Raw genomic sequence first — 14,482 nt, 5'->3', positions numbered from 1 at the left:
CCCCTCAGGCACCCGTCAACTCGTCGTAGACGGCGAGCACTTGGGCGACGGTCTCGTCCTCGGTGGGCCAGCTCCCGGCCTGTACGCGCCCGGCATCGGCCAGCGCGCGGCGCGCCGAGGGGTCCCCGAGGAGGGCGACGACCGCGCCGGCCAGCGCCGCCGCGTCCCCGTACGGTACGAGCAGCGCCGCGTCCCCCACCAGCTCGGGCACCCCGCCCACGGCCGTGGCCACCAGCGGCACCCCCAGGCGCAGCGCCTCCTGGGCGAGCAGCGAGCGGGCCTCCCAGCGGCTGGGCAGCACCGCGATGTCGGCGGCGGCCAGCAGTTCGGTGATGTCGTCGCGCCGGCCGACGAGTTTGACGGGCAGGGACTCCGCCTCGATACGCCGCCGCAGCGCACCCCGCTCGCGTCCTTCGCCCGCGATGACGAGCAGCGGCACCACATCGAGGTCGCGCCACACGCGCGCGGCGTCGAGCAGCACGTCGTAGCCCCGGTGTTCGACGAGGCTGCCGACCGCCATCAGCAACGGCCGGTCCACCGCGCCCAGTTCGGCCCGCGCCTTGTCGTGGGCGAGCCCGCTGGGCAGCCGGGGGGCGGGGACGGCGACGGCGGCGAGCCGGGCATCGCGCGCGCCGTGGCTCCGGGCCCGGTCGAGGAGTTCGGACGAGGCGGCGAGCACCACGGCCGCCGACCGCGAGACCCGGCGCTCCAGCAGGCGCAGCACGTGGCCCCTGGCCCCTTCGGCGTGGGCGCGGGTGTGCCAGGTGACGACCAGCGGCACGCCGCGCCGGCCGCTCAGCGCGAGCGCGGCCCGCACGGCCGCGTGCAGGCCGTGCGCGTGGACCACGTCGGCGTCGGCGCACGCGGCGCGCAGCGCGCCCACCGGCACGAACAGGGCGCCGGCGCCGGGGAAGTCGTAGTCCCGCTCAAGGGCGGCCGGGGCGCAGACGGTGACGCGTACGCCCCGGGCGACCAGGCCGGCCGTGAGCGACCTGACGTGCGCGCTGCTGCCCGCGCTGCCGCCGCCCAGGACTTGGACCGTACGCAGCTGTGTCACGTGAACAGGCTCCCGGAGCGGGGGTCGATGATTCCCGGCCAAGGATGCCAGTCCGTACGGGCGTTCCGGGCCCGGCCGGGGGTTCTCGCCGCGCCGCACCACGAAGACGCCCACGCCGAACCACCCCCACGGGTGAACCCCGACCGCGCCCCCAACTACTCGGCGCTGGCCCGGACCAGCCTGGGGCGAAGCCCCAGGAACCCCGGCTGCGGGCCGTGCGTGGCTGGTCGCGCAGTTCCCCGCGCCCCTGGCAGGGCTTGTGCTGGCCCACACAGGTACCCTCAGCCCGTCCGGCGCTTGAGGACAGGCCTGGGGGAAGCCCCAGGGACCCCGGCTGCGGACCGTGCGTGGCTGGTCGCGCAGTTCCCCGCGCCCCTGAGCATCCGGCGCTGGCCCAGACCGGCAACTCAGCCTGTCCGGCGATTGAGGACGAGGCCGTTCAGGCCGAACGGGGTCTGGGGCGAAGCCCCAGGGAGCTCGCCTGCGGACCGTGGTCGCTCCTCGCGCAGTTCCCCGCGCCCCTGAGCATCCGGCGCTGGCCCGGACCGGCGACCTCAGCCCGTCCGGCGTTTGAGGACGAGCGCCGTTCAGGCCGAACGGGGTCTGGGGCGGAGCCCCAGGGGGCCCGGGTCAGCCGTCCGCGCGGGCGGTGGCCAGCAGTTCCTCCGCATGCGCCCGGGCCGTCTCGGAGTCCTCCTGCCCGGCCAGCATGCGCGACAGCTCCCGCACCCGGTCCTCGCCCTCCAGGACGGTGACCCCGGACCGGGTGACCGAGCCGTCGTTGGTCTTCTCCACCAGGAGCTGCCGGTCGGCGAACGCCGCCACCTGCGGCAGGTGGGTGACCACGACGACCTGCGCCGACTTGGCCAGCTTGGCGAGCCTGCGGCCGATCTCGACCGCCGCCTTGCCGCCGACGCCCGCGTCGACCTCGTCGAAGAGGTAGGTCGGCACGGGATCGGCGCCCGCGAAGACGACCTCCACGGCGAGCATCACCCGGGAGAGCTCACCGCCGGAGGCACCCTTGGCGATGGGCCGGGGCGGCGCACCCGGATGCGGCGCGAGCAGCAGCTCGACCTCGTCGGCGCCGGTCGGCCCGTACGCCACGGTCCGCCCGCCCACCTCCACGCCCTCGGGATCCTCGCTCTGGCCCACCGCGAACGACACCCGCGCGTGCGGCATCGCCAGCGAGGCGAGCTCGGCGGTGACGGCCTCGGCGAACCGGGCCGCCGCCTCGGTGCGGGCGTCGGTCAACTCCTGCGCCAGTACGGACAGTTCATCGCGCAGACCGTCCCGCTCGGCGGTGAGCTGATCGATCCGGTCGTCGTCCCCGTCCAGTTCGGTCAGGCGCGCCGCGGCCTCCTGCGACCAGGCGAGCACGGCCGCGATGTCCTCGCCGTACTTGCGGGTCAGGGCGGTCAGCGCGGCCCGGCGCTCCTCCACGGCGGCCAGTCGCAGCGGGTCGGCGTCCAGGTCGTCGGCGTACCCGGCGAGTTCGCCCGCCACGTCACCGAGCAGGATCGCCACCTCGCCGATGCGTTCGGCCAGCGCCGCGAGGGCGGGGTCGTGGGCGCGCACGGCGTCCAGGGCCCGGTGGGCGCCGGCCACCAGCGTCGTGGCGTCCACGCTCTCCGGGTCCTCGGGGTTGCCGGCCAGCGCGGCGTGCGCGAGCGCGGCGGCCGAGGCGAGCGCTTCGGCGTGCCCGAGCCGTTCGGCCTCCGCCGCGAGCTCGGCGTCCTCACCGGGCAGCGGCTCGACGGCGGCGATCTCGTCGAGCCCGAAGCGCAGCAGATCGGCCTCCTGGGCCCGCTCGCGCGCCCGGGTGGTCAGCTCCTCCAGCTCCACGGCGACGGCCCGCAGCCGCCGGTAGGCACCGGCGTATTTGGCCAGCGGGCCCGCCACCGCCTCCCCCGCGTACCGGTCGAGCGCTTCGCGCTGCCGGGCCGGGCGCAGCAGGCCCTGCTGGTCGGTCTGGCCGTGCACCGCGACGAGTTCGTCGGCGAGCTCGGCGAGCATCCCGACCGGCACCGACCGCCCGCCGAGGTACGCCCGTGAGCGGCCCTCCGCCGAAACGGTACGGCTCACGAGCAGCGCGCCGTCGTCCAGCTCGGCGCCCGCCTCTTCGGCCCGCAGCACCGCCGAGCTGCCGGGCCGCAGCGCGATCCGGCCCTCGACGACCGCCGCCTTGGCGCCGATCCGCACGAGCGCGGGATCGGCACGGCCGCCGAGCAGCAGCCCCAGGCTGGTGACGACCATGGTCTTGCCCGCACCGGTCTCGCCGGTCACCGCGGTGAAACCGGGTGACAGCTCGACGACAGCGTCGTCGATGACCCCGAGCGACCGTATCCGCATCTCCTCCAACACGGACACGACCTTACGAGGTCCTGGGCCCTGTGTGCGACGTGCCCCGTGCCGTCACCCTCTCGGGGAGCCCGAACGGGGAGCCCGAACCGTCCCCCTGAGACGGGAGCGGCCCGGGCCCGTCCGCCGCGACCTCGGTGGTCAGTGCGGCGCCCCGCGCCACCCCTGGACCGGCAGGGCGAACTTGGCGACCAGCCGGTCGGTGAAGGAGGCGTGGTGCAGCCGCGCGAGGCGGACCGGCACGGCCCCGCGCCGCACCTCCACCCGCGCCCCCGCCGGCAGTTCCACCGTGCGGCGCCCGTCGCACCACAGCACCCCGTGCGGCGTGTGCGGCTGCACCTCGACCGCGAGCACCGACGTGGGCGAGGTGACCAGGGGCTTGGCGAACAGCGCGTGCGCGCTGATCGGCACCATGAGCAGCGCCTCGACCTCGGGCCACACCACAGGACCGCCGGCGGAGAAGGCGTACGCGGTCGAGCCGGTCGGGGTGGCGCAGACGATGCCGTCGCAGCCGAACCCGGTCACCGGACGGCCGTCGATCTCCAGGACGACTTCCAGCATCCGCTCGGGCGAGACCTTCTGGACGGCCGCCTCGTTCAGGGCCCAGTCCTTGTGCACCACGTCGCCGTTGTTGTGCACGAGGACGTCGAGGGTCATCCGCTCCTCGACCTCGTAGGCACGCGTCACGACCCGGTCGACGACCTTGTCGAGGTCGTCGCGCTCGGCCTCCGCGAGGAAGCCCACGCGGCCGAGGTTGACGCCGAGCATGGGAACACCCGACGCCCGGGCGAGTTCGGCGCCGCGCAGCAGGGTGCCGTCACCGCCGAGGACGATCAGGAGTTCGCAGTCGTCAAGGCACTCGGGGTTGGCGTCCTCGACGATCTCCGGCTCGGCGGGCAGCGGCAGGTCCGCCGCCTCCGCCCGCAGGACACGCACCCCGATGCCGCTGCGCAGCAGGCCCCGTACGACCAGCTCCGCGCTGCGGATGGCCGCGGGTCTTCCGGTGTGCGCGAGCAGGAACACGGTGCGCGCGGGCGCGCGGTCCTTCGAACCGTTCTCCGGGCTGTTCTCCGGGCTGTTCTCCGACGAGCTCAACGGGGTCCCTCCGCCACTGCGCGCTCCACGTCCGCGGGATCGAGCGCGGGCGCCCCGGCCCGCAGCCACAGAAAGTACTCGACGTTGCCCGAGGGGCCCGGCAGCGGGCTCGCGGTCACGCCGACCACCCCGAGGCCCAGCGCGGCCGCCTGCGCCGCCACCGTCCGCACCGTCTCGGCGCGCAGCTCGGGGCTGCGCACGACGCCGCCGCTGCCGAGCCGTTCCTTGCCGATCTCGAACTGCGGCTTGACCATGAGGACCAGGTCCGCGTCCGGCGCCGAGCAGCGCACGAGCGCGGGCAGCACCAGGCCGAGCGCGATGAAGGAGAGGTCGCCCACGACGAGGTCGGCGGGCTGTCCGTCCAGGTCGTCCAGCGTCAACTCGCGTACGTTCGTACGGTCCTTCACGGTGACCCGGTCATCGCTCTGCAAGGACCAGGCGAGCTGTCCGTAACCCACGTCGACGGCGACGACATGGCCGGCTCCGGCGCGCAGCAGCACATCGGTGAAGCCGCCCGTCGAGGCGCCGGCGTCGAGCGCGCGGCGCCCCTGGATCTTGAGGCCCAGCGGTACGAAGGCCTCGAACGCCCCCGCCAGTTTGTGCCCGCCGCGCGAGACGTAGTCGGGATCGCTGTCGTCGTCCACGACCACGATCGCGGCGGCGGTCTCGACCTGGGTGGCGGATTTGGTGGCGACGGTCTTGCCGACGCTCACCCGACCCGCGGCGATCAGCTGGGCGGCGTGCTCCCGCGACCGCGCGAGTTTCCGGCGCACCAGCTCGGCGTCTAGGCGGCGGCGTGCCACTCCTGCCACGTTCGGTTCAGCTCCTGTGGTCGTAGTTGGTCGACGGCCCCGTCGGCCGCCCGGGACGCTGGTCCGCCAACGGCCGGGCCGCCCCTGGGGTTCCCGGCGCGGGAGCGTCCAACGCGCTCAGCGCGTCGCGCAGCCCGCCGTGTACATCCTCGTACACCTCCAGGTGCCCCTCGGTACCGAGGTGGTCGACGTCCCCGAGCCGCTGGACGAGCGCGTCGACCCCGGCGTGCCCGGTGCGGTCGCGAGCCACGCCGAGCGGCAGCGGCGCGTCCTCGGTCCGCCCCTCGGATTCGGCCACGGGCTGCCCCTGCGGGCCCGGCATCAGGTCACTCATGCCACGACGCTACCGCGAAGCCCTGGGGTACGGTCGGTGACGATGGCGACCTTGGAGGAGTGCCGCCGCGCACTCGGCGAACTTTCGGACAATCTGGCCCGGGCGCAGGGCGACGTGCGGGCGGCGGCCGCGCTGGACCGCTCGCTGAGCTGCCACATCACGGATCTGGACACCACGTTCGTGGGCCGTCTCAGGGACGGCCGCGTCGAGGTGGACGACACGGTGGTGGGGGCGCCCCGGGAGAAGGCGCAGATCCGTCTCGCGATGACGGGGGACGATCTGGTGGCGATGGTGGGCGGCGACCTGAACTTCGCGAAGGCGTGGGCCTCGGGCAGAGTCCGCCTGGAGGCCCCCTTCCGAGACCTCCTCCGCCTCCGAACCCTCCTCTGACCCCACCCGGTTCCCCGCGCCCCTGGCAGGGTGCGTGCCGGCCCACCCAGGCATAGTCAGCCCGTCCGGCGCTTGAGGACGAGGCCCTTCAGGCCGAACGGGGTCTGGGGCGGAGCCCCAGGGGCCCCGGCTGCGGACCGTAGGTGGCTGGTCGCGCAGTTCCCCGCGCCCCTGACGGGGTCCGTGCTGGCCCACATCGGCAACCTCAGCCCGTCCGGCGCTTGAGGACGAGCGCCTTCAGCGCGAACGGGGTCTGGGGCGGAGCCCCAGGGACCCGGGCTGGGCGCGGTTCCCCGCGCCCCTGACGGGGTCGACGCCGGCCCGCACCGGCATACCCAGCCCTCGAAGCCCGGCGGAGCCCACAGTCACCCCCGGCGGGTTTGGGGAAGGGGCGGGGTGGGGGAAGACCGAGGCCGGGCCACCGGCACCACCAGCGGCGTCCCCGTCTCAGGATCAGCGATCACCTGACACCGCACCCGGAACACCCGCTCCACCAGCTCCGCCGTGACCACCGAGGAGGGCGGCCCCTCAGCCACCACCTCCCCGTCCCTCATGGCGATGAGATGCGTGGCATACCGAGCCGCCTGGTTGAGGTCGTGCAGCACCGCGACCAGCGTCCGCCCCTGCTCCTCATGGAGCTGCGCACACAGATCCAGCACCTCGAACTGGTGCTGGATGTCCAGAAACGTCGTCGGCTCGTCGAGCAGCAGCAGCGGCGTCTGCTGCGCCAGCGCCATCGCGATCCAGACCCGCTGCCGCTGCCCGCCGGACAACTCGTCGACGTACCGCTCCCCGAGCCCCCCGACCCCCGTCGCGTCCATGGACTCCTGGACGATCCGCTCGTCCTCGGGCGACCACTGCCGCAACAGCCCCTGGTGGGGGTAGCGCCCACGCGCCACGAGGTCCCCCACCGTGATCCCGTCCGGCGCGATGGAGGACTGCGGCAGCAGCCCGAGCGTCCGTGCCACCTTCTTCGCGGGCAGCGAGTGGATGGACTGCCCATCGAGCAGCACCCGCCCCCGACTCGGCTTGAGCATCCGCGACAGCGCCCGCAGCAGCGTGGACTTGCCGCACGCGTTGGGCCCGACGATCACCGTGAAGGAGTGGTCCGGGATCTCGACCGACAGGTCCTTGGCGATGACCCGCTGGTCATAGCCGAGGGTGACCGACTCGGCGCTGAGGCGTCGCATGCTCGTACTCCTGCTGAAGGGTCCGGATTCCGTAAGGGAGTCAAGGGGGTCAAGGGGATTGAGGGAAACAGGGGAGCCAGGGGCGCCAGGGAAGTCAGGGGAGCCAGGGGAGTTGGCGGCCGCCGCCGCACGCGCGCTCATATCCGCCCCGCCCGGCGCTCGGTGACCAGCAGCCACAGCAGGTAGACGCCGCCGACCATCCCGGTCAGCACCCCCACCGGCAGCGCGCTCCCGCCGAACAGCCGCTGCGCGCCCCAGTCCGCGACGACCAGGAGCGCCGCGCCCATGAAGGCGGAGGCGCAGACGTTGGGCCCGGTGGCACGGGTCAGGCGCCGGGCCAGCTGCGGCGCGGTCAGCGCGACGAAGGCGATGGGCCCGGCGGCCGCGGTTGCCGAGGCACTGAGGAGTACCGCGCTGAGCATCAGGACGGTACGGGTCCGCTGCACCGGCACGCCCAGCGCGTACGCCGCGTCGTCGCCCATCTCCAGCATCCGCAGCGGCCGCGCGTAGGTGAGCACCACCGGCAGGAGCACCACGAACAGCGCGAGCAGCGGCCAGACCTGCGTCCAGTCGCGTCCGTCGAGGGAGCCGGTGAGCCACACCATCGAGCGGGCGGCGTCGACCAGGGTCGACTTGGTGAGCAGATAGTGGATGGCGGCGGTGAGCATCGCGGCGGCGCCGATGCCGACCAGCACGAGCCGGTAGCCGTGCACGCCCTTCTTCCACGCCAGCAGATAGACGGCGACGCCGGTCGCGAGCCCGCCGGCGAGGGCGCCGAGCGAGACCGCGAACGCGCCCCCGTGGAAGAACACGATGACGGTGAGCGCGCCCACCGATGAGCCCTGTCCGAAGCCGATGACGTCCGGACTGCCCAGCGGATTACGGGAGATGGACTGGAAGAGCGCCCCTGAGATCCCGAGCGAGGCCCCCACGAGGAGCGCCACCAGGACGCGCGGCAGCCGCAGTTCGTTGATGATGAAGTCCTGGGCGGGCGTGCCCGATCCGAGCAGGCTTCGTACGACGTCGGCGGGCGGGATCGTGAAGTCGCCGGTGCCGATGAGGACCACGGCCGCGGCGAGCGCCAGCACCGCGAGGGCGCCGATCACGGCGAGGGCGCGCGGCTCGGCCCGGAAGGAGAGGCCGCCGGGGGTACGTATCGCCTTCACAGCTGGGCCATCCTCTTGCGCCGTACGAGATGGATGAAGACGGGCCCGCCGATGAGGGCGGTGACGATGCCGACCTGGAGTTCTGCGGGCCGTGTGACGACGCGCCCGACGACGTCGGAGCCGAGCAGCAGCACCGGCGAGAGCACGGCCGCGTACGGCAGGATCCACCGCAGGTCGGGCCCGGTGATGGCGCGTGCGATGTGCGGGACCATGAGCCCGATGAACACGATGGGCCCGCAGGCAGCGGTCGCGGCCCCGCACAGCAGCGTGATGACGGCCATCGACGTGACGCGGGTACGGGTGAGACGGGCGCCGAGCGCGCGGGCGGTGTCGTCGCCCATGGCCATCGCGTTGAGCGGGCGGGCGAGCAGCAGCGCGACGACGAGTCCCACGAGGATGAACGGCGCGACCCTGCGCACGGTCGCCATGTCCGCCGACGCGAGCGAGCCGACCTGCCAGAACCGGAGCTGGTTGAGGGCGGCGGAGTCGGTGAGCTGGACGGCGTTGATGTAGCCGTAGAGCGCCGCGCTGGCCGCCGTCCCCGCGAGCGCGAGCCGCACGGGCGTCGCGGCCCGGCTGCCGCCGAGCACATACACCGCCGCCGACACGACCCCCGCGCCCAGGAACGCGAACCACACATACCCGGTGAGGGAGTTGACGCCGAGGAAGCTGATCGCGGAGACCACGGCGGCGGCCGCCCCGGCGTTGATGCCGAGGATGCCGGGCTCGGCGAGCGGGTTGCGGGTGAGCGCCTGCATGACCGCGCCGGCGAGCCCGAGCGCGGCCCCCACCAGCAGCCCGAGCAGCGTCCTTGGCACCCGCACGTCGTGGATGAGGACGTCGTTGGCGGTGCCCGAACCGTGGAAGAGGCCGTGCCAGACGTCGCCGAGCGGCATCGGTTTCGCGCCGATCGCGATGCTGGCGAGCGCGACGAGCGCCAGGGCGCCCACGGACACGAACAGACCGGCGGCGCGCAGCGTACGGCGTCTGGCGGTCGGGGCCGGGGGCGCGGAGGTGGTCCCGTCGCGCGGCTGAGGAGGGCTGTCTACCAACACGCAGGTTAGGTTAGCCTACCCTGCACTCCGATGGCCGCTCCCCCGGCAGAGGCTCAGAGACCCAGGCGTCCGAGCACCTTCGCCGCGTCCAGTTCGCACACCCCGTCCCCGGCCTGGCTCCAGGCCGCCGCGCACAGCGCCCGCAGCCCGTCCATCGCCTCCCCCTCGCCGTCGAGCGCAAACTCCCCTTCGGTGACGGACGCGGTCCACCCGCCGCACCCGAACCCGCCCCCGTCCTCACTCACTTCGGGCTGCCCGGTCAGCAGACCGCGCAGATCCGCGTCGACATAAGTGGGCCGGTGCTCGGGCCGCGCGGCGAGCAGCTGGGCGCCGTCCGTCACCCCGGTCAGCACGAGCAGCGAGTCGACACCGCCGTTGAAGGCGCCCTCGATGTCCGTGTCGAGCCGGTCCCCCACCACCAGCGGCCGCTCGGCGCCGGTCCGCAGCACCGTCTCGCGGTGCATCGGCGGCAGCGGCTTTCCGGCCACCTGGGGATCGGCGCCGGTGGCGATGCGGACGACCTCGACCGCCGCGCCGTTGCCGGGCGCGATCCCCCGCCCGCTCGGAATCGTCAAGTCGACATTGGACGCGAACCACGGCAGCCCCCGGGCCACCGCGTACGAGGCCTCAGCGAGCCGGGACCAGGTCAGGTCCGGACCCCCGTACCCCTGCACCACCGCGACCGGATCGTCGTCGGCCGATTCCACCGGGACGAGCCCGCGCTCGGTCAGCGCGACCCGCAGCCCCTCGCCGCCGATGAGCAACACCCGCGATCCCTCGGGGAGTTGGTCGGACATGAGCCGCGCGACCGCCTGCGCCGAGGTGATCACATCGGACGCCTCCGCCGGCACCCCGAGCTCCGTCAGATGCTCGGCGACCGCGTCGGGCGTACGCAGCGCGTTGTTGGTCACGTACGCCAGGTGCATCCCGCCGTCCCGCGCCGTCGCGAGCGCGTCCACGGCGTGCGCGATGGCCGCGCCGCCCGCGTAGACGACCCCGTCCAGATCCAGCAGAGCCGTGTCGTACACCTCGTTCAGCGCTCGCGCGCTCCCACTCGGCTTGATCCGGCCGGTCTGGCTCATCTTCATCCACTCCTCGATCGATGCCCTGCCCCCGATCATCGCGCATGCCCGCACCCCACATACCATGCACGGATGAGCACAACTGGGCGTGCGGACTCCGGGCTGCTCCTGATCCCCTTCCGCGGACTGCGCTATGTTCCCGAGCGGGTGGGCAGCCTCGCTGCCGTGACCTCACCGCCGTACGACGTGGTGGTGCGCCCCGACGGGCTGCTGCACCTGGAGTCGGCGGACCCCTACAACATCGTCCGGCTGATCCTGCCGCAGGCCGCCTCCCCGGCCGCCCGCAACCAGCAGGCCGCCCTGACCCTGGACGACTGGCTCCAGGAGGGCGTGCTCGCCGCCGACCCCGAACCCGCTCTGTACGTCTACGAGCAGGAGGGCGACGGCATCCTCCAGCGCGGCCTCATCGGCGCGCTCGCCCTGTCGGAACCGGCCGAGGGCATCGTCCTGCCGCACGAGGACGTCATGCCGCATGTCGTCGAGGACCGCGCGGCCCTGATGCGCACCACCGCCGCCCACCTGGAACCCCTGCTCCTGACCTACCGCGGCAACGGCCCCGAGCACGGCGCGACCGCCGTCATCGAGCGCGCCATCGAGCGCGAGCCGCTGCTGCGCACCACCACGGAGGACGGTTTCAGCCACCGTCTGTGGGCCCTGACGGATCCGGCCGATCTCACGGAGGTCCAGGCGGACCTCGCCGCCCATCAGGCGGTCATCGCCGACGGCCACCACCGCTGGGCCACCTACCTGCGCCTGCGCGACGAGCACACCTCGCCGGGCCCCTGGGACTACGGCCTGGTCCTGCTCGTGGACACCGCCCGCCATCCGCTGCGCGTCCGCTCGATCCACCGCCTGCTGCACCGTCTGCCCGTGGCCAAGGCCCTCGCCGCGGTCACCGCGTCCGGCGCCTTCCGCGTCCGCACCCTGGACGTGCCCCTCGCCGAGGCGATGGAAGAACTCGGCCGCGCCGCCGCCGAGAGCAACGCGTTCCTGCTCGCGGGCGACGGCGGCTTCCACCTGGTGGACCGCCCGGACGAGGCGCTGCTGGCCCGCACGATCCGCGCCGACCGCCCGCCGGCCTGGCGCTCGCTCGACGCGACGGTCCTGCACTCGACCCTGCTCGACGACATCTGGCACATCCCCGACACACCGGAGGAGATCGCCTACATCCACGACACGGGCGCGGCGGTCGAACAGGCGGAGCGCCACGGCAAGACGGCGGTCCTGATGCACCCGGTCCGCGAGGAAGTCGTACGGGACCTGGCCCGCCAGGGCGTCACGATGCCCCGCAAGTCGACGTCCTTCGGCCCGAAGCCGGCCACGGGTCTGGTGCTGCGCAGCCTGACCGTGAATTGACCCGCGTGAACTGACCTGACCCGCGTGCACTGACGCGCGCGAACCGAGGTGCGTCTGATCGTCCCGGCGGAGCACGAAAAAGGAGGCGGTACCCCTCGCGGGGTACCGCCTCCTTCTCTTCACCGCTCATCCATCACAGGCGGTGGGAGCGGGACATCAGGCGTCCGTGCCCTTGTCCTTCTCCGGGGCCGGGGCCTGGGCGGCCTCGTCCTTCACGGGCTCGACCGGGGCAGCGTCGGCGGTTTCGGCGTCGGCGGAGTCGGCGGTGTCGGCGGTGTCGGCCTCGGTCTCGGCGGTCTCGGCGGCGCGCACGACATCGGAGTCGTCGCCCTCGAACTCGTCCTCTTCCTCACCCTCGTCGTCGAAGTCGGGGTCCTGCGGCAGGTCCACGTCCTGCACACGCTCCTCGCGGGGTGCGTCGGCGTCCGGCTCGTCCTCGTCCTCGACCATGGCGTCGACGAAGTCGACACCGTCGAGCTCGGCGAGGCGGTCGGACGCGTCGGTCGTGCCGTCCTTGTCCGCCTCAAGTGCCTTGGCGAACCACTCGCGCGCCTCGTCCTCCCGCTTGGCCGAGAGCAGCGCGTCGGCGTACGCGTACCGCAGGCGCGCGGTCCACGGCTGGATGGAGTTCGACGCGAGCTCGGGGCTCTGAAGGGTCACGATGGCGGCGTCGAGCTGCCCCATGTCCCGGCGCGCACCGGCCGCGACGAGACGCATCTCGACCTGCCCGGGCTTGTCGAGCTTCTGCACCTCGGGCTCGCCGGCCATCGCCAGCGCCCGCTCGGGACGCCCGAGCCCACGCTCGCAGTCGGCCATGACGGGCCACAGCTCCACGGACCCGGTCATGCGACGCGCGGCGCGGAACTCGGCCAGCGCCTCGGAGTACTTCTGAGTGGCGTACGCGGCGAAGCCCGCGGCCTCGCGCACGGCGGCCACCCGGGAGGCGAGCCGCAGCGCGATGCGGGAGTACGCGTACGCCTGCTCGGGCTCGTCGTCGATGAGCCGCGCCACCATCACCAGGTTGCAGGCGACCTCTTCGGCGAGGCCCTTGGGCAGGCTCATCAGCTCCTGCCGGACGCTCTCGTCGATCTCGTTGCCGGTGACGTCCTCGTCGATCGGCAGCCGCTTGACGGGCTCGCGGTCGCGGTCCCGGTCGCGGTCGTCACGGCGCCCGTAGCCACCACGGTCGTCCCTGCCCCGGTCGCCCCGGTCGTCACGGCGGTCGTCGCGCCCACGGTACCCACCGCGATCGCCCCGGTCGTCACGCCGGAACCCACCACGGTCATCATCACGGCGCGGGGCCGGACGGTCATCATCACGGCGCGGGGCCGGACGGTCATCACGGCGGAACCCACCGCGCGCGTCGTCGCGACGCGGGGCGGGACGGTCATCACGACGCCCGTACGAGCTGCCGCCACCACGGTTGTCGTCGCGGCGGAACCCACCACGGTCGTCATCACGACGCGGAGCCGGACGGTCGTCGCGCCGGAATCCACCCCGGTCATCATCGCGACGCGGAGCCGGACGATCGTCACGACGGCCGTAAGAAGCGCCGCCTCCACGATTGTCATCGCGACGACCGAAGGAGCCGCCACCGCCGGAGGCCCCACCACGGTTGTCATCGCGTCGGAACCCACCACGGTCGTCATCGCGGCGCGGGGCGGGGCGGTCATCACGGCGCCCGTACGAGCTGCCACCGCCGGCGGGGCGACCACCACGGTCATCGCGACGGAACCCGCCACGGTCGTCATCACGACGGGGAGCCGGACGATCGTCATCACGGCGGGGAGCCGGACGATCGTCACGACGCCCGTACGAGCTGCCACCGCCACGGTTGTCATCGCGTCGGAACCCACCACGGTCGTCATCACGACGCGGAGCCGGACGGTCGTCACGTCGGAACCCACCACGGTCGTCGTCACGGCGCGGGGCGGGACGGTCATCACGACGCCCGTACGAGCTGCCGCCACCACGATTGTCATCGCGACGACCGAAGGAGCTGCCACCACCGGACGCCCCACCACGGTTGTCGTCACGCCGGAAGCCGCCGCCACCGCCACGGTTGTCGTCACGACGGAACCCACCACGGTCGTCATCGCGACGCGGGGCGGGACGGTCATCACGACGCCCGTACGAGCTGCCACCGCCGGCCGGGCGACCACCACGGTCGTCGCGACGGGGGTAACCGCCGCCGGAGGAACCACCACGACTGTCGTCACGACGCGCGCCGGAGCCACCACGGTCGTTGTCACGACGCGGGCCGCGGTCGTCTCGACCACCGCGGTAGCCGCCCCGGTCGCCACCGTCCTGACGGCGCGGCTCGCGCTCCGGACGGTCGTCGGGAGAGTTGGTGGACATCGTGACTCCTAGTCTTCGGGTACTACAGTCATTCTCGCGCAGTCGGCTGCCCGACGCGCTTCGGCAAAACAAAGCGGAAAAACAAAAGGACCCTTGGTCCCAGCGTGAACGCTGGGACCAAGGGTCCTGAAATATTGTTCGGCGGCGTCCTACTCTCCCACAGGGTCCCCCCTGCAGTACCATCGGCGCTGAAAGGCTTAGCTTCCGGGTTCGGAATGTAACCGGGCGT

The 14,482-nt window shown here is 73.3% G+C and carries 12 protein-coding genes, 1 rRNA gene and 1 pseudogene; 2 read left to right on the top strand and 12 right to left on the bottom strand.

From position 1 onward, the window contains the following. Positions 1-4: 4 nt before the first annotated feature. The 5 genes from ACFYM2_RS31815 to ACFYM2_RS31795 all read right to left on the bottom strand — a co-directional run bounded on the left by ACFYM2_RS31815 (position 5) and on the right by ACFYM2_RS31795 (position 5,656). Entirely contained in the window at positions 5-1,057 is a 1,053-nt protein-coding gene (locus ACFYM2_RS31815) for a glycosyltransferase family 4 protein (protein WP_388841013.1), read from the bottom strand. 630 nt (positions 1,058-1,687) lie between these two features. Continuing rightward, complete coding sequence (gene recN, locus ACFYM2_RS31810) at positions 1,688-3,406, bottom strand: DNA repair protein RecN (protein WP_388841078.1); 1,719 nt, start codon at positions 3,404-3,406, stop codon at positions 1,688-1,690. 150 nt (positions 3,407-3,556) lie between these two features. Beyond that, entirely contained in the window at positions 3,557-4,438 is an 882-nt protein-coding gene (locus ACFYM2_RS31805; protein ID WP_388841075.1) for an NAD kinase, read from the bottom strand. Between the two features lie 68 nt (positions 4,439-4,506). Further along, the gene (locus ACFYM2_RS31800) at positions 4,507-5,322 is read right to left on the bottom strand and encodes a TlyA family RNA methyltransferase (RefSeq protein WP_350229579.1); all 816 of its coding nucleotides are present in this window, start codon (positions 5,320-5,322) and stop codon (positions 4,507-4,509) included. A 7-nt stretch (positions 5,323-5,329) separates the two neighbouring features. Then, positions 5,330-5,656: a hypothetical protein gene (locus ACFYM2_RS31795; RefSeq protein ID WP_388841010.1), complete on the bottom strand. Its 327-nt coding sequence runs from the start codon at positions 5,654-5,656 to the stop codon at positions 5,330-5,332. A gap of 42 nt (positions 5,657-5,698) precedes the next feature. Here ACFYM2_RS31795 and ACFYM2_RS31790 point away from each other — a divergent pair, with 42 nt between their 5' ends. Then, complete coding sequence (locus ACFYM2_RS31790) at positions 5,699-6,046, top strand: SCP2 sterol-binding domain-containing protein (protein WP_388462395.1); 348 nt, start codon at positions 5,699-5,701, stop codon at positions 6,044-6,046. 365 nt (positions 6,047-6,411) lie between these two features. Here the strand turns inward: ACFYM2_RS31790 and ACFYM2_RS31785 are convergent, their stop codons facing one another. The 4 genes from ACFYM2_RS31785 to ACFYM2_RS31770 all read right to left on the bottom strand — a co-directional run bounded on the left by ACFYM2_RS31785 (position 6,412) and on the right by ACFYM2_RS31770 (position 10,539). Further along, entirely contained in the window at positions 6,412-7,236 is an 825-nt protein-coding gene (locus ACFYM2_RS31785; RefSeq protein ID WP_388841006.1) for an ABC transporter ATP-binding protein, read from the bottom strand. A gap of 137 nt (positions 7,237-7,373) precedes the next feature. Beyond that, complete coding sequence (locus ACFYM2_RS31780; RefSeq protein WP_388841003.1) at positions 7,374-8,402, bottom strand: FecCD family ABC transporter permease; 1,029 nt, start codon at positions 8,400-8,402, stop codon at positions 7,374-7,376. Next, positions 8,399-9,457 (bottom strand): iron chelate uptake ABC transporter family permease subunit, encoded by a 1,059-nt coding sequence (locus ACFYM2_RS31775; RefSeq protein ID WP_388841001.1) that lies wholly within the window; start codon positions 9,455-9,457, stop codon positions 8,399-8,401. The genes ACFYM2_RS31780 and ACFYM2_RS31775 overlap by 4 nt, the downstream gene beginning before the upstream one ends. Positions 9,458-9,510: 53 nt before the next feature. Further along, positions 9,511-10,539 (bottom strand): HAD-IIA family hydrolase, encoded by a 1,029-nt coding sequence (locus ACFYM2_RS31770; protein ID WP_359009024.1) that lies wholly within the window; start codon positions 10,537-10,539, stop codon positions 9,511-9,513. 72 nt (positions 10,540-10,611) lie between these two features. Between ACFYM2_RS31770 and ACFYM2_RS31765 the strand changes: the two genes are divergently transcribed. Further along, positions 10,612-11,895 (top strand): DUF1015 domain-containing protein, encoded by a 1,284-nt coding sequence (locus ACFYM2_RS31765; RefSeq protein WP_388840999.1) that lies wholly within the window; start codon positions 10,612-10,614, stop codon positions 11,893-11,895. A gap of 156 nt (positions 11,896-12,051) precedes the next feature. Here the strand turns inward: ACFYM2_RS31765 and ACFYM2_RS31760 are convergent, their stop codons facing one another. The 3 genes and pseudogenes from ACFYM2_RS31760 to rrf form a co-directional block, all read right to left on the bottom strand. Next, positions 12,052-12,957 carry a hypothetical protein gene (locus ACFYM2_RS31760; protein ID WP_388841072.1) on the bottom strand — a complete coding sequence of 302 codons (906 nt, stop codon included), beginning with the start codon at positions 12,955-12,957 and terminating at the stop codon, positions 12,052-12,054. A gap of 300 nt (positions 12,958-13,257) precedes the next feature. Then, positions 13,258-14,220 (bottom strand): annotated as a pseudogene (locus tag ACFYM2_RS31755) (hypothetical protein); the annotation flags it as partial. 169 nt (positions 14,221-14,389) lie between these two features. Next, positions 14,390-14,482: ribosomal RNA gene (gene rrf / locus ACFYM2_RS31750) — 5S ribosomal RNA — on the bottom strand; the annotation flags it as partial.

This window comes from Streptomyces sp. NPDC006711 (assembly GCF_042869775.1).
Classification (GTDB): Bacteria; Actinomycetota; Actinomycetes; order Streptomycetales; family Streptomycetaceae; genus Streptomyces.
The sequence above is the reverse complement of the archived record's forward strand: the minus strand, read 5'-3'. Positions and strand labels throughout refer to the sequence as shown.